This window comes from Hyphomonas polymorpha PS728 (assembly GCF_000685315.1).
GTDB classification, from domain to species: Bacteria; Pseudomonadota; Alphaproteobacteria; order Caulobacterales; family Hyphomonadaceae; genus Hyphomonas; species Hyphomonas polymorpha.
On the sequence record NZ_ARYM01000001.1, the window covers coordinates 216,549 to 231,104 of the forward strand.

The window sequence follows — 14,556 nt, forward strand, 5'->3', positions numbered from 1 at the left end:
ATCCGCTGCAGTTCAATGCGCCGGGCCTGCGGGCGCATTCACGGGTTTCTTCAGCACAAGCAGCGCCAGAAGCATCAGGCAGAAGGCCATCGCCATCGCCATGAACAGATTGTTGAACGTCATCGTCATCGCTTCGATCTTCATCCGCATCACCAGCTGCGCATAGGCAGAGGCTGCCGGATCGGCCAGGCCATGGGCCGCGCCCGCCGCTTCGGCCTGCTGCAGGAAGGCCTGCACTTCCGGCCGCGCCGGGTCGAGGCCGGATGCGATTTCCTGCTCGTGCAGCGCCGTGAAATGATAGGTCATCGTGTTCAGCGCCGCGATGCCGAAGGCCCCGCCCAGGTTGCGCACCACGGTAAAGAGCCCCGATGCGTTCGCCACCATCGGCGGGGGCAGCGTGCCCAGCGCCAGATTGGACACCGGCACCATCGTCATGATGAGGCCAATCCCGCGCAGCGCCTGTGGCCACATCAGTTCGTTGAAGCCTGATTGCGCGGTCAGCTGCGCATTGCCCCAGAGGCCCGCCGTCACCAGCACGATACCGATACCCACCACAAGGCGCGGATCGTAACGCTTCGTCAGCGCGCCCGAAAGCGGTCCGCCAATGAACATCGCGATGCCGGAAATACTCATGATCTGGCCAATCTGCAGCGGCGAAAATCCGCGCACCTGCCCGAGAAACAGCGGCAGGATATAGACCGACCCGTAAAGGCCGAGGCCGACAATGGTGGCAATCATCGCGCCGGACCAGAAGTTCCGGTTGCGGAACACCATCAGGTCGACAATCGGCGTATGATAGGTGAAGGAGCGGAAGAAGAAGATCACGCCCGCCACCGCGCAGAGGGCCGCCCCATACACGATGCTGCGGTCGGTGAACCAGCCTGCGCTCGGGCCTTCGTCGACCACCCATTCAAGGCTGCCCAGGAAGAGGGCCATCGCGGCGAATCCGAGCACATCCAGCCTGCGCAGAAGGGCGAAGTCACCCTTCTGTTTGGGTACGAACAGATACACAAGCACGCAGGCGGCAATGCCTGGGCCGATATTGATCAGGAACAGCCAGTGCCAGCCCAGATGCTCGGTCACCCAGCCGCCGAGTGTCGGGCCAATCGACGGGGCCAGCGTGGCCACCATGCCGATCATCACCTGTTGCGTCATCGAGCGTCCGCCGGGGAACAGGGTAAAGGCCGCTGCCATTGTGGTGGGCACCATGGCCGCCCCGGCAAAGCCCTGAATGGCACGGAAGAAAATCAGCGAGTCGAGATCCCAGGAAAGCGCGCAGAGCAGGCTGGTAACGGTAAAGGCGCCCGCCGACAGGATGAACAGGCGGCGCAGCCCGAACACCCGGTTGAGAAATCCCGAAAGCGGAATGCCCACCACTTCGGCAATCAGATACCCGGTCTGCACCCAGGCGATTTCCTCGCCGCTGGCGGCCACGCCGGCCTGGATCTGACGGATGGAACTAGCGACGATCTGCACGTCGAGGATCGACATGAACATGCCGATCACCATGGCAAAGAAGCCGATATGCAGCGTCAGGGGTATCTTCTCCTCCGCCGCGCTGGCGGCGGGGGGAGCGCCTGCACCGGGTGAGGCCGTCGCGGCGGTCATGTCAGCTCTTGGCGGGCTTTACCGAAACAGTCGCTTCCACCGACAGGCCGGGCCGCATCAGGCCGGTGGCGAGGGCATCCTGCGAAATCGCGATCCGCACCGGCACCCGCTGCACGATCTTGGTGAAGTTGCCGGTCGCCGTATCCATCGGAATGAGGCTGAACTGCCCGCCAGAGGCGGGGGCCAGCGACTCCACCGTCCCATGCACCTTCATGTCCGGATACGCATCAATATGCAGCTCCACCGGCTGGCCCGGCTGCATCCGGCCAAGCTGGGTTTCCTTGAAGTTGGCAATCACATAAGCGCTCTGTGTGGGAACGATCGCCATCGTCTGCTGGCCGGGGTTGACCAGCTGGCCCCGCGCCACCGTCCGGTTGGTGACGATCCCGTCAACCGGCGCGCGGATATCAAACCGGCCACTGTCAAGCGCGGCAGCTTCCACCCGCGCCTTCGCGGCGGCCACCTGCGCATCGGCGCTGGCGATGGCGGCTTCTGCAGCGCCAATATCTTCCTGCGCGCGGGCCAGAGATGTGCGGGCAACCGAGATGCGGCTTTTCTGCGAAACAATGGCGGCGCCTGCCTGATCGGCCGATGCATTGGCCGCGTCTGCCTTGGCGGCGGCCGTGTCGAGGCCGGCCTTGGGATAGAAGCCGCGCTCAGCCAGTTGCTCGTCCCGCGCCAGCTCGTCCTTGGCAAGGCGGGCATTGGCGTTGGCCGCTTCGGCCCCGGCGTTCAGCTCGGAGAGGCGGTCGTTTTCGGCGGCGAGGCTGGCTGCGGCGCCCGCCGCGGTGGATTTCAGCGAAGCCAGTTGTGCCCGGGCGCGGGCAGCTTCCGCCTCTGCGGCGGCCAGGGCGGCGCGCGCCTCTTCCATCCGTGCGGCAGCGTCAGCCCCTTCCAGCCGGATCAGCAGGTCGCCCGCCTTCACCGCCTGATTGTCGCTTACCGCCACGTCTTCGACATATCCCTGCACCTTGGGTGCCACCAGCGTGATGTCGGCGCGCACATAGGCGTTATCAGTGGAAACGTCGAACCGTCCGGTGGTCCACCAGTCGGTCCCTTTCCACCCGATGATCAGAGCCAGCAGCAGGCCAAGCCCGATCAGGATCGGGCGGCGATGCCGCGCGACGAAGCCTGCCGGCTCAGCCTCTGCGCTGGCATTTTCCGGATCGGCTCTTCCGGCGGGGCCGGCGGGATTTTGCGGGGACGGTTGGGAGGAGGCAGGCCCGGGCTCAGAACGGGGAGGAAGCGGCTGAGCGGCGGGCTTCGGGGAGAGAGTTTGTTGGCGCATGGCACTTGTTTCTGATGGTCGGGCTGATCATTTCCCGAAACTGTAATCTTGATTACACCACCAAAATGTGTAATGTCAATTACACCAATTCGTGAAAGTTCACCTATGTCTGCGTCTTCGGAAAAATCTTCGGAAACAGCGGCCGCCGGGCGCGCAGGCCGCGCCGCGCAGCGCCGTGAGGCGTTTCTGGATGCCGCGCGGGATGTGTTCCTGGAGCAGGGGTATGAAGCCGCCAGCATGGCCGAGATCGTTGCCCGCGCCGGCGGGTCGCTCTCCACGCTCTATGCCCAGTTCGGAGACAAGGAGGGGCTGTTCCTCGCCGTTGTCACCCGCCGCGTGAAGGAGCTTTCCGGCGCCCTGCAGCTGGAACTCTCCGCCCACGCCCCGGCCGAGGAAGGCCTGCGCCGCATTGGCCAGAACTTCGTGGCCCATCTGCTGACGCCCACCGGCATCGGTCTCTACCGCGTCATCCTCGGCCTCGCGCCAAAGTTTCCGGATCTCTCCCGCCAGTTCTACGAGAAAGGCCTCAGCGAAGTGCGCGCCGCCGTCGCCGCCTATCTGATAGACCGGGAAGCAGCCTGCGAACTCAAACTGCGCGACCCCCACCGCGCCGCCCACTTCTTCCTCGAAATGGTTCGCGGCACCCTGGCTCACCGCGCCCTGCTGATCCCCGGATATTTTCCGGATGCAGATGAAATCCGCGAGGTGGTAGACGACGCCGTCAGCCTCTTCCTGGACGGCCTGCGCCACCGTTGAGCAGGGCTGGGTTGCGATCCAGATACCAGTTGAGGTCATTGCCTTGCGTATCCCGCGCAGCCGTATCGGCGCCCGCTTCGATCAATAGCTGGATCAGGTCTTCGCCGGCATTCTCCGCCGCATACATCAGGGCGGAGCGCCGATCGCGCTCAAGCCGGCCACAACCGGTTGTGGGATTCCCCGCCCCGCGGCTGTCGGTGCGGGCATTCACATCGGCGCCCGCCGCAATCAGAAGACGCGCCGCCTCAATATTCCCGGTCTGGGCCGCATACATCAGCGCCGTCTTGCCGAAATAATTCGTAGGCGTATTGGCATCGATCCCAGCGCTGAGCACAATTTCCAGCACTTCCGGGCGGCTAACGGCTGCGGGCAGAATACCGCCGGCAAAGCGGACAGCCTCACGTCTATCGCCCGCCCGCTGTACATATGCCCAGCTCTCCAGAAACACCGGCTCGATCCGGCTGGCGGAAAGGCCGGCATGGATCGCGGCAGCAATGGCCGTCCGGGGCGCCGCGCGGTTCTGAGGAGAAGGCGGCAGGCTGAGCAGGCCGGGCGCGGTCAGGGCAGCGTCTGCCAGCGCCGCCGCGCCCGCGTCCAATTCCAACACCAGCGGAGGCTCGCCCTCGATTGCAAGAGAGGCCAGTGGGGCGTCACTGCTGCGGGCATAGAACACCCTGTCCATCAATGCCCGCCAGGCGCGCAGGGCTGCGTCTTCTGCCGCCTCGGGTGTCATGTCAAAACGCGCAGCATAATGCTCCGCCATCTGAGCGAGAAAGTCCGGCTCGCCGTGTTTCAGGCGTTGATACACTGCCCAGCCTTCCGGATCGCTTGCGCCCCAGTTCAGTGCGCGAAGCAGGCGCGCCGTGTCATCGGACGGAAGATCGTCCCTCGGTATTTCCAGAGGCTGCGCCGATGCCTGGGGGCGATGGAAAATGTCGGCCAGCAACCGGCGCGGATCAACTCCGGTCCACCCCATCGTGCCATAGCACATCAGGTTTTCGCCCGGCCCGCCATACATGGTCTGCAGCGCCTGAAGAAACGGGAAGGTGGCCGCAATCGCTTCCAGCTCGTCCTTTGGCGGACGAACCCTGATCTCGCAAACCGGCCCGGCATTCTCCGCAGGCCACACACGGCGCAGCGTTTCAATCTCCATGTCCGCCACGCGCGGGCGGTAGGTCTCCGGCGAAGCCGTGTAAAGCGCGCCGTCTTTCAGGAAGAGGCGCGCCTGAGCTACAATGCCAAACTCCGCCGTCGGCCCGCCCAGCGCCGCGTCGGCCAGATCGATCCAGCCCTGCTTGCTGCTGCTGATAGGGGCGCGGGCCTCATAGGCCTTTACCACGGCATCGAACGCCGCTTCATCCTCGAACACATAGAGCGCCGCGCCCAGATACCGCCAGCCGATATCCCGGCCGACCACCAGCAGCACCTCATTCTCGCCGTCCCCGTCAAGATCGTGGCGCACGGCCTGCTGAAAGGTCGAGAGGCCATCCTTGCGGCCTGTATAGTCCGTATCCGGAAATCTGAAGGCGGCGTCCTGCGGCATTCCGCGCAGGTCTATCGCCGCGGCGTCCATCTCGCCGGGGCTGCGGAACTGGTTTTCCCAGGCGGCGGCATAAGGCGCGCAGAGTTCGGGGGCATCATTGCGGACAAGCTGCGGCGTGAAAGGGGGAATCTCCCGGCCCGGCCTGCTGAGATCGGCGGCGGCGATACTGGTAAGTGCCGCAGGCGGATGCGCGCACGCCGCCAGCACTATCCCGGCCGCGCCCAGAAGCCACGCACTTCCTCTGGCCATGCCCCAGTCCTCCGCTTGCTGATCCCAGCACCTAAACGGAGAATATGGCATCAATCCAGAATGGATCGTTTATCTGCGAGGCAAAATCGCGGCGACCGGCTCAAACCGGGCGTTTTTCGTCGCCTTCGCCGCCCCAGAAGCGTTTGATCTTGCCGAGAAAGCCTTCGCTTTCCGGATGGCAGTCAGCGCCGGAACAGTCACAGAACTGGCGCAGCAATTCCTTCTGGCGGCTGGTCAGGTTCTGCGGGGTCTCCACGAACATCTCGACATAGAGATCGCCGGTCTGCCCATTGGCGCGTACGCTCGGCATGCCCTTGCCGCGCAGGCGCAGCTTGCGGCCGGTCTGCGCACCTTCGGGGATGGCCACGCGGGCACGGCCGCCATCGATGGTCGGAATGTCGATCTCGCCGCCCAGCGCCGCCGTCGTCATCGGCACCGGCGCACGGCAATAGAGGTTGGGCCCGTCGCGTTCGAAGATGTCGTGTTCGACCACTTCGACGAAGATATAGAGATCGCCCTTCGGCCCGCCGGCACTGCCCGGTTCGCCCTCGCCGGAAAGCCGGATGCGCATCCCGCTCTCAACGCCTGCGGGGATCTTCACCTGCAGCTTGCGTTCTTCCTTCACCTGGCCGGCGCCGCCACAGGTCTTGCACGGCTTGCGGATGATTTGGCCGCGCCCCTGACAGATATGGCAGGTGCGTTCCATGGTGAAAAAGCCCTGCTGGGCGCGCACGCGGCCATGGCCGCCGCAAGTCTCGCAGGTTTCGGGCTTGGTGCCGGGCGCGGCCCCCGTGCCTTCGCACGGGCGGCAGGTCACTGCCTGGGGCACATGGATGGTTTCGTCCTTGCCGTAGAAGGCTTCTTCCAGCGTGATTTCGAGGTCATAGCGCAGGTCTGCGCCGCGCTGCGGGCCGCTGCGGCGGCGGCTGGAGGCAAAGCCCCCGCCAAACACCTGGCTGAACAGATCCTGGAAGATATCCTCGGGGTTGCCGCCCTGGCCAAACGGGTTGCCGCCCATTCCGCCATTCTCGAAGGCACCATGGCCATAACGGTCATAGGCGGCCCGTTTCTGCGGATCGGAGAGCACGGCATAGGCCTCTCCCACTTCCTTGAACTTCTCTTCCGCTGTGGCATCGCCCGGATTCTGGTCGGGGTGATACTTCATTGCCAGCTTGCGATAGGCTGATTTCAGCGCCTTCTCGTCGACGCCGCGGTCAACGCCGAGCACTTCATAATAGTCGCGCTTGTTCATATCTTCGTCGCTGCCTGAACTCTGGTCCGCCCTGTGCGGGTCATTTGGGGCGCCCTCCGGCCCCCCGCAAGGGCCGGAGTCAGGCGCAAGTCAGGCCAATTAGCTACCACCCGGCGGGAATTGGGTAATACCTTTCTCCACGACAGACGCGCCGCCGCCGCCGATCTGCTTCACGGCCAGCCCGCGCTGGGCGGTCCCGTCGAGGCGATAGCGGAAGAGGCCGTTCACCCCCATGAAGCCGTTGGGATCGGTCACGCCGGAATGCTGGATCGCCCCGGTGGCCGACAGATTTACCGCCATCGCGGCGGCGTCATAGGCGGCTGCCGCCAGGTCGGTCGGCGCGCGGCCATAGATCCGGCGATAGGTGTCCTTGAAGGTCGTCATATTGTCCGGGTCAGGCGAGGCAAAGATGCCGCCTTCCAGCGTCGGTTCGCGCCAGACAGAGCTGTCGTCCCAGTTGCTCGTGCCCATCAGGCGCACGCGTTTCAGGTCCACGCCATTATAAGGCAGCAGCGGCGCCACCGCGAGCAGGCGGGTGCCGCGCTCGGGGATCATCACGCCCACGCGCTGGTTGGAGCCTGCATATTCGGCCTTCACCACGCTGGCGATCTGGCGTGCCTGGTCTCCAGCCCCAGAATCGGCCGGGTAGAACGCGCTGGAGGCCACCCGCCAGCCATTTCTGGCCGCTTCGGCGCGCATCGCTGCCTCCACCTGCCGGCCATACGGGCTGTCAGGCCCGAGATACACAAAGGTGCGCGTGCCCCGGCTGGCGGCATAGCCCATCACGCGGATCACTTCCTCTTCCGGCATCACCGAGGCCAGATACGCCCCGCCACCGGCAGCGGTCGGATCGTTGGAGAAGGCCACCACGGGAATGGATTTGCGGTTGGCCGCCTGTTTCACGCCGCCCACATTGGCGGCAAACAGGGGCCCCAGAATAATGTCTGCGCCTTCCTTGATGGCTTCATCGGCGCGCGCTTCAGCGGTTGAGGCGCGGCCTGCCGTGTCCATCGGCATGATCAGGAAGTCGGTCCCGGCCAGTTCGAACAGCGCGAGTTCAACCCCCGCCAGCATGCTTTCGGCTTCCGAGCGCACATTGGCGCTGGGATGGGTAAAGGGCAGCAGCACAGCGGCGCGTTTAACATCCTTGCCGCGCATGAAATCCGGTGTCAGGCCGCCATCATCCCGGAAATAGGGCTCGTCCACCTGGCTGGTGTCAAACGTCTCACCGGGCTTTGGCTGCACGGGCTCTCCGGTCACCGGATCGACGCGCGGCTGGCCTGTCCCGATGGAGACCGGCGGGCGCGCCGGCGCCGAGGCGCAGGCTGTCGCCAGAAGCAGCGAGGCCAGCACAAGGCTTGGCGCCCGGAGTTTCCTGAGTAAGGGTGGCAACAATGTCATCTTCCGATCCTTCCGACGCCAGTTCGATTCCAGCCGAGGGCGACTCTATGAGCGCCGCCGGTGCCGGGCAACAGCCCGTTGCCGTTTCTCCGGGCCTGTATGTTGTTTCCACCCCCATCGGCAACCTCCGGGACATCACCCTGCGCGCGCTGGACATCCTGTCCGCCGCTGATGAGGTTCTGGCCGAAGACACCCGCGTGGCGGCAAAACTTATGTCCGCCTACGGGATTAAAGCCCGTCTCAGCCCGTACCATGACCATAATGGGGCCGAACGGAGACCGCAGATCCTCGCTCGCCTGGCGGCGGGCGGCCGCATCGCGCTGATCTCGGACGCCGGTACGCCGCTGGTGTCCGATCCCGGCTGGAAGCTGGTGCATGACGCGCTGGAGGCGGGCCACAAGGTCCATCCCGTGCCCGGCGCTTCGGCCCTGCTGGCGGGGCTCGTCGCGTCTGGTCTGCCGAGTGACCGGTTCATGTTTGCCGGTTTCCTGCCGCCCAAATCCGGGGCCCGCAAAGCCGCCCTCGACTCGCTCAAACACGTTCCCGCGACGCTCGTCTTCTATGAAAGCGGCCCGCGCCTTTCCGAAAGCCTGGCAGACCTTGCCAGCGTTCTGGGCGGCGCGCGCCAGGCTGCCGTCACCCGCGAGCTCACCAAGATGTTCGAGGAAACCCGGCGCGGCACGCTGGAAAGCCTCGCCCGCCATTATGAAGAAGCCGGGCCCCCGCGCGGCGAGATTGTCGTTCTCGCCGGCCCGCCGGAGGAAAAATCCGCCACCGCCGCTGATCTCGACTCCGCCCTGCGCGACGCCCTGAAAACCATGCCCACCAAGGAAGCCGCCAGCAGCGTCTCGGAGGCGCTCGGCCTGCCGCGCCGCGAGGTCTATCAGCGCGCCCTGCAGATCAAATCGGAAGATGCCGGCTAAGCGCCAGATCGCCGAGGCCCGCGGGCGGCAGGCAGAGCGCCGCGCCGCCCTCTGGCTGCGCCTCAAGGGCTATTCCATCCTGGCGTCGCGGGTGAAGCTTCCGGTGGGAGAGATTGATCTCATCGCCCGCAAGGGCCGGCTGATTGCCTTTGTCGAGGTGAAGGCCCGCGCCCGCAGGGACGATGCCCTCGGCGCCGTCAGCGTCCAGTCCTGGCAGCGCATCGCCCGTGCCGCCGAGGCCTGGATGGGCCAGCGCCCGAAGTTCGCAGACTATGGCTGGCGTTACGACATCATCGCGCTGGCCCCCGGCCGCCTGCCGCATCATCTGAAGGATGCCTGGCGCCCCGGTCTGGCTTAGCCAGCGCCTCACTCTACCGCTGTCGGCGGGGTCTCCTGGATGCTCACCAGGTAGGCCAGCAGCACATCCATCCCGAGGTCTCCGAACACGAAGTCCGGCATGTCCTCATGGCCCACATGAATGCCCGCCCGGAAGTCTTCGGCCAGGTTTTCCGGCGAGTAGAGCGACAGCACATAGCGTAGCGGCGGCGCGTCCGCCCTCAGGCTCGCATCCTGATCCAGCCCATGGCAGATCGCGCAATGGGTTTCGGCAATCGCCTTGCCGTCGGCAATCGAGGCTTCATCCATCGGAATGCCCAGCGCGTCGGCATCAAACAGGGGCCCCTCGGGCTCTGCCGGCGTTTCCAGCCCCACGCCGGGCGAGGGCACATGCGGCGGCTCGACCGGCTGGCGTTCACAGGCGGCGATTGTCATCAGCCCGGCGGCCAGCAGCAGGGCAGCCGGACGGAGAGGCAGGGAAGGGCGCATCGGCGGGCTCCTTTTGCAGAAAGTTGGGGCAGGGCGGCGCAGGCCAGAATCGGCCATGGACCTTCCCTATACCACACATCCACCCTGCCACCGGCCTGCAGAAAGGCGAAACCCGTACTTTTCCCTAGCCGGAGGCGCCTGACGGCCTGTACTCTCCGTTCCGTTCCAGCTGGTGCCTTCACCCTGCCGTAATCTTCTATCAGTTAGGCTCCGGGTTTCAGGCACACTCCAGCATTCAGGCCGGGCCATTCACGCATGACCGACAGCCATCAACCGCCCCGTATGCCGAGGGTCATTCGTGTCCCGGCGCAGGCGCTCTCGCCGCGCCGGCTGAGCCCGCTGCGCATTCTGCTGATCGCCATCGGCGCCATCGCTCTCTGCGGTGGCGCCTGGGGTCTGTGGAAATGGCAGAGCCTGCATTCGGGCATGCCCCGCCTGCCCGAAGTGTCCGAGCTGTGGCAGGCCCAGCGCGAGGCCGCCATTGAGTTCGTCGATGCGCAGGGCAACACGCTCGCCGTGCGCGGCCCCCGCTATGGCCGCGCCATTACGGTGGCAGAGCTGCCCAAACACGTCCCTCAGGCCTTCATCGCGGCTGAAGACAAGCGTTTCTACGAACATGACGGCGCAGATGAAGCCGCCATCGCCCGCGCCGCCATTTCCAATGCCGCTGCCGGCGAAACCGTTTCGGGCGCGTCTACGATCACCCAGCAGCTGGTGAAAAACCTCGTTCTCGACAGCCGCCAGACGATGCAGCGCAAGGCGCAGGAAATCACCCTCGCCCGCCAGCTCGAAAAGAAGATGTCGAAAGACGAGATCCTCTCGCTCTATCTCAACCGCATCTATTTCGGCGCCGGCCTTTACGGCATCGACGCCGCCTCCCGCTTCTATTTCGGCAAACCCCCGGCTGAGCTTCAGATCCACGAAGCCGCCCTGCTGGCTGCGCTGCCCAAGGCGCCATCCAAGCTCAATCTGCGCGACAATCTGGAAGGCGCCAAATCCCGCCAGCTTTATGTGCTGAAGGAAATGGAGAGCGAGCGCTACATCTCCCGTCAGGAAGCCGCCGCTGCCCGAGAAGCGCCGATCAACATCATTCCCGCCCCGCGCTACGACCCCCAGCTCGGCTACGCGCTGGATATTGCCGCCGAGCGCCTGAAGACGCTCCTGCCGCGCGTGCCGGGGGATGCTGTCGTCCAGTTGACCATTGATCCCAAGGTCCAGCAGAAAACCCAGGCCCTGCTGTCGGACCGCATGGCCAAGGATGGCAAGGCCGTTTCCGCCAGCCAGGTCTCCGCCCTGATCCTTGACCGCACCGGCGCCGTCGTCGCCCTCACCGGCGGGGTGGACTATGCCGCCTCGCCCTTCAACCGCGTTACCCAGTCCAAGCGCCAGCCCGGTTCCAGCTTCAAGCCTTTCGTCTATGCCCTCGCGCTGGAAGACGGCTATTCGCCCTATGATGTGTTCAACGACCGGCCGATCTCCATCGGCAAATGGCAGCCGGTGAACTATAGCGGCGAATATCACGGGCCGATGACGCTGTCCGAAGCGCTCGCCCGTTCCACCAACACGGTGGCGGCAGAGCTTGGCAACGAAACCAATCCCGAGCGCGTCGCCGCCCTGGCCAAACGCTTCGGAATTGCCAGCGAGATGAAGCCTTACCCCTCAATCGCCCTTGGCAGCCAGGAAGTCAGCCTCTGGGAACTCGTGCGCGCCTATGGCGTGTTCCAGTCAGGCGGCTACCGGATGGAGCCCTATCTGATCGCCCGCGTCACGGACTCGCGCGGCCAGGTCTATTTCGAACATCCCGCCTCCGAGCGGGAACGTGTGTACCCGGAAGACCTTGCCGCCGAGATGAATGCCATGATGATGCGCGTCATCAGCGCTTCTTTCGGCACCGGCGGGCGCGCCCGCGTTCCGAACTGGACCGTCGCAGGCAAGACCGGCACCAGCCAGGAGTCCCGCGATGCCTGGTTTGTCGGCTTCACGGCGGCCTATGTCGGCGGCGTCTGGGTCGGCAATGATGATGACAGCCCCATGCGCCGCGTTACCGGCGGCGCCCTCCCGGCAGAGCTGTGGGCAGAGATCATGAAGGTCGCCCATGAGGGCAAGAAACCGGAAGCCCTCTTCGGGGCAAACCGCGCCGTGGTGCTTGATCCGGCGGCGGAACAGCGCATCACCTTCTATCGCGGCATGGCTCAGGCCTTCGCCGCCGCCTCAGGTTCGTCCCGCACTGCCAGCCGCGGCGGAAACGTTCAGCAGGCAGAATAGTCCGCCTGCGTCCGGTCAGTTTGCCATCGCGGTTCTGGGCGCGATATATTCGTTTTCCTGCGGCGCTGCTTGTGTCTCGCTGTCCTCGGAAGCGGCGTCAATCAGATGCCTCATGGCGTCCATGGGCTGGGGCCGCCCCACCAGATAGCCCTGAAGCTCGTCACAGCCATGCTGGCGCAGGAAGTCTGCCTGGTACAGCGTCTCGACACCTTCCGCCGTGCAGCGCAGCCCGAGCAGTTTTGCCAGCGTCAGCGTCGCCTGGGTGATCGCCCGGCTTTCCGCATCGGTCTCGATCCCGCGCACAAAGCTCTGATCAATCTTGATCTTGTGGAAGGGGAACATCCGCAGATAGCTGAGCGAGGAATAACCCGTGCCGAAATCATCCAGAGAAATTCTCAGGCCCATGTCACGCAACTGATGCAAACGTTCAAGCGCAAAGCCTGTATCGGCCATCAGAACGGATTCGGTAATCTCCAGCTCGATGCGCGAAGGGTCCAGCCTGTTGGCAGCCAGGGCATGCACGATCGTCGACACAAGGCTCGTGGCGTTCATCTGCAGCGGCGAGATATTTATCGCGATGCGGATACTGGAGGGTAGACGCGCAGCCTGCGCTGCGGCCGATCGGATGATCCATTCGCCGATGCTTACGATCAGGCCATTTTCCTCGGCAATGGGAACAAACTCCGAGGGCGGAATCATGCCAAGCTTGGGATGGTTCCAGCGCACCAGCGCCTCAAAGCCGACAACCTTCTGCGTTTCGGTGCTCAGTTGAGGCTGGTAGACGAGGAACAGCTCGCCGCGCGCAATCGCTTCGCGCAGATCCGATTCTCCGCGCAGGCGCGCTTCGGCCTTGTTCGCCATCTCCGGAGAAAACATCGCCCACTGGCCTTTTCCCTTGCTGCGGGAGGCGTGCATCGCAAGATCGGCGTGTTTCAGCGCCATCTGTGCGTCCAGATTGCGATCGTCGAATTTGCGCAAGCCAATTGAGGCCGTCGAAACGATGGTTGCGCCCCATATCGAATAAGGCTCATTGAGATAGGCACTCAGAGTGTCCATGAAGCTCTCAAGGCCATTCTCGCAGGCTGGCCGCTCAATCGCCATGACAAAGCCATCACTGGCGATCCGGGCCACAAGGTCATTGACGGTTGCGTGCTCGGTCAGCCGGTTGGTCACCTGGCGCAACAACTGATCGGCTGCCTGATGACCGAGTGTATCATTGATCACCTTGAACGTATCCAGATCCAGACAGATCAGTGCCCGGATGGATGCAATCTCCAGCGGCGCGCTGGCCCAGCCTTCCAGGAGGTCCAGCAGATGGGCGCGGTTGGGCAGCCCGGTCAGATCATCATAATGCGCCAGACGTTCGATGCGGTCTTCGGCCTGTTTGGCCTGCGTCACATTCGACGCCACGCCGCGAAAGCCAACGAACCGGTCATCTTCATAGATGGGCTTGCCGGTGAGCGAGACCCAGCAATTGTCACACCCCGATACGCGCACCTGCAGAACGATATCCTGAAATGGCTCGCACGCCTGCATCGCCTGCTGAAGTTTGCGGCGGCTTTCCCCGCTCTGGAACAGCGAAAAGAAATTGCGCCCCACGCTCATGAAGGATTTGGAATTGTCCGCGTCCCTGCCGTTGCAGGGCACGCTCTCCAGCCGGAAATCGCTGCCTGTCTGCCACAGCCAGTCAGAAGACGTCTCGCCAAAATCGCGCAGCAGCAGGCTGATGACCTGAGATTGCTCGCTTAAGGCCGCCTCGCTCAGATACTGTTGAACAAACTGCCGGTGTGCCCAGCGCACCGAATAGATGAGAACAAATATGTATACGGCAGACAGCACACCAATCAGATGGCTGGTCAGCCCCCCGCGCAGAAGGCTGGCGCTCAGCAGACCGATACCGATGGGAACAATGAAGCAAATGGCTGCCTGCGGCACGCGGGAGAGCAGGAAGGTTCCGCCAAACATCATGCCTGCGGTGATGGTGATGCAGGCCATGAACTCGGTGTCGCTGGCATTGAGGGCGATCATCAGGGGCAGGGCGCCCCAGAACAGGCCATGCACAGTTGCGCTTTTTGCCACTGCATGCAGCTTGCGCGCAGCAAATCCGTCCGTGTGGCGATATTTCATCCCGCGCAGATGCTGCAGGAAGGTGATGCCGTTGAGCAGTGTCAGTCCCAGACCCCAGAGCGCGGCCATTGGGTTTTCCCCGTGCGGGCCAAGCTGGACCAGGATGATCGCGGTATTGAGCAATCCGACAAGCAGCATCACCATGATCAGATGGTTGATGGAGTTAACCTGCTTGGTTTCAAGTCCCGGCTGGAGTTTCGGGGGCACCGGAACCGGCTTTAAGAATTTTACCAACTTGTCAAAATGGATCTGAAAATCAAAAGCGGTTAACATTGCCAGACTCTTGGGGCCCCTGAATTAGCGCCCACATTAGCTGATC

Annotated in this window: 11 protein-coding genes; 4 read left to right on the forward strand and 7 right to left on the reverse strand. The window is 64.1% G+C overall.

Going from position 1 to position 14,556, the window contains the following annotated elements; all coding sequences use genetic code 11:
- Window positions 1-12: 12 nt before the first annotated feature.
- The gene (locus HPO_RS01120; protein WP_035593408.1) at window positions 13-1,608 is read right to left on the reverse strand and encodes a DHA2 family efflux MFS transporter permease subunit; all 1,596 of its coding nucleotides are present in this window, start codon (window positions 1,606-1,608) and stop codon (window positions 13-15) included.
- A 1-nt stretch (window position 1,609) separates the two neighbouring features.
- Window positions 1,610-2,896 carry an HlyD family secretion protein gene (locus HPO_RS01125; RefSeq protein ID WP_084324084.1) on the reverse strand — a complete coding sequence of 429 codons (1,287 nt, stop codon included), beginning with the start codon at window positions 2,894-2,896 and terminating at the stop codon, window positions 1,610-1,612.
- A gap of 105 nt (window positions 2,897-3,001) precedes the next feature.
- Here HPO_RS01125 and HPO_RS01130 point away from each other — a divergent pair, with 105 nt between their 5' ends.
- Window positions 3,002-3,652 carry a TetR/AcrR family transcriptional regulator gene (locus HPO_RS01130; RefSeq protein ID WP_051612137.1) on the forward strand — a complete coding sequence of 217 codons (651 nt, stop codon included), beginning with the start codon at window positions 3,002-3,004 and terminating at the stop codon, window positions 3,650-3,652.
- Here HPO_RS01130 and HPO_RS01135 read toward each other — a convergent pair.
- The 3 genes from HPO_RS01135 to HPO_RS01145 form a co-directional block, all read right to left on the reverse strand.
- A complete protein-coding gene (locus HPO_RS01135) occupies window positions 3,618-5,444 on the reverse strand; it encodes an ankyrin repeat domain-containing protein (RefSeq protein ID WP_035593411.1) in 1,827 nt (608 codons plus the stop codon). The two genes, HPO_RS01130 and HPO_RS01135, sit on opposite strands and share 35 nt — an antisense overlap.
- Before the next feature lie 100 nt (window positions 5,445-5,544).
- Entirely contained in the window at window positions 5,545-6,696 is a 1,152-nt protein-coding gene (gene dnaJ / locus HPO_RS01140) for a molecular chaperone DnaJ (RefSeq protein WP_035593414.1), read from the reverse strand.
- A 99-nt stretch (window positions 6,697-6,795) separates the two neighbouring features.
- Window positions 6,796-8,097 carry a penicillin-binding protein activator gene (locus HPO_RS01145; protein WP_084324087.1) on the reverse strand — a complete coding sequence of 434 codons (1,302 nt, stop codon included), beginning with the start codon at window positions 8,095-8,097 and terminating at the stop codon, window positions 6,796-6,798.
- 47 nt (window positions 8,098-8,144) lie between these two features.
- On the opposite strand from HPO_RS01145, the gene rsmI reads away from it, so the two are divergent.
- Together rsmI and HPO_RS01155 are read left to right on the forward strand one after the other, a co-directional pair.
- On the forward strand, window positions 8,145-9,020 hold the full coding sequence (rsmI, locus tag HPO_RS01150; protein ID WP_084324088.1) for a 16S rRNA (cytidine(1402)-2'-O)-methyltransferase: 876 nt from the start codon (window positions 8,145-8,147) through the stop codon (window positions 9,018-9,020).
- On the forward strand, window positions 9,010-9,378 hold the full coding sequence (locus HPO_RS01155) for a YraN family protein (RefSeq protein WP_035593418.1): 369 nt from the start codon (window positions 9,010-9,012) through the stop codon (window positions 9,376-9,378). Before rsmI ends, HPO_RS01155 begins: the two co-directional genes overlap by 11 nt.
- Before the next feature lie 8 nt (window positions 9,379-9,386).
- Here HPO_RS01155 and HPO_RS19465 read toward each other — a convergent pair whose 3' ends face one another.
- Complete coding sequence (locus HPO_RS19465; RefSeq protein WP_114104956.1) at window positions 9,387-9,845, reverse strand: c-type cytochrome; 459 nt, start codon at window positions 9,843-9,845, stop codon at window positions 9,387-9,389.
- 255 nt (window positions 9,846-10,100) lie between these two features.
- On the opposite strand from HPO_RS19465, the gene HPO_RS01165 reads away from it, so the two are divergent.
- Entirely contained in the window at window positions 10,101-12,110 is a 2,010-nt protein-coding gene (locus HPO_RS01165) for a transglycosylase domain-containing protein (RefSeq protein ID WP_084324089.1), read from the forward strand.
- A gap of 15 nt (window positions 12,111-12,125) precedes the next feature.
- On the opposite strand, the gene HPO_RS01170 is transcribed toward HPO_RS01165, so the two are convergent.
- Window positions 12,126-14,444 carry a putative bifunctional diguanylate cyclase/phosphodiesterase gene (locus HPO_RS01170; protein WP_162173989.1) on the reverse strand — a complete coding sequence of 773 codons (2,319 nt, stop codon included), beginning with the start codon at window positions 14,442-14,444 and terminating at the stop codon, window positions 12,126-12,128.
- Window positions 14,445-14,556 lie beyond the last annotated feature (112 nt).

Coding starts and splice junctions, on each gene's coding strand:
- HPO_RS01120 (WP_035593408.1), bottom strand. CDS start 1,608: ATGACCGCCGCGACGGCCTCACCCGGTGCAGGCGCTCCCCCCGCCGCC.
- HPO_RS01125 (WP_084324084.1), bottom strand. CDS start 2,896: ATGCGCCAACAAACTCTCTCCCCGAAGCCCGCCGCTCAGCCGCTTCCT.
- HPO_RS01130 (WP_051612137.1), top strand. CDS start 3,002: ATGTCTGCGTCTTCGGAAAAATCTTCGGAAACAGCGGCCGCCGGGCGC.
- HPO_RS01135 (WP_035593411.1), bottom strand. CDS start 5,444: ATGGCCAGAGGAAGTGCGTGGCTTCTGGGCGCGGCCGGGATAGTGCTG.
- dnaJ (WP_035593414.1), bottom strand. CDS start 6,696: ATGAACAAGCGCGACTATTATGAAGTGCTCGGCGTTGACCGCGGCGTC.
- HPO_RS01145 (WP_084324087.1), bottom strand. CDS start 8,097: ATGACATTGTTGCCACCCTTACTCAGGAAACTCCGGGCGCCAAGCCTT.
- rsmI (WP_084324088.1), top strand. CDS start 8,145: ATGAGCGCCGCCGGTGCCGGGCAACAGCCCGTTGCCGTTTCTCCGGGC.
- HPO_RS01155 (WP_035593418.1), top strand. CDS start 9,010: ATGCCGGCTAAGCGCCAGATCGCCGAGGCCCGCGGGCGGCAGGCAGAG.
- HPO_RS19465 (WP_114104956.1), bottom strand. CDS start 9,845: ATGCGCCCTTCCCTGCCTCTCCGTCCGGCTGCCCTGCTGCTGGCCGCC.
- HPO_RS01165 (WP_084324089.1), top strand. CDS start 10,101: ATGACCGACAGCCATCAACCGCCCCGTATGCCGAGGGTCATTCGTGTC.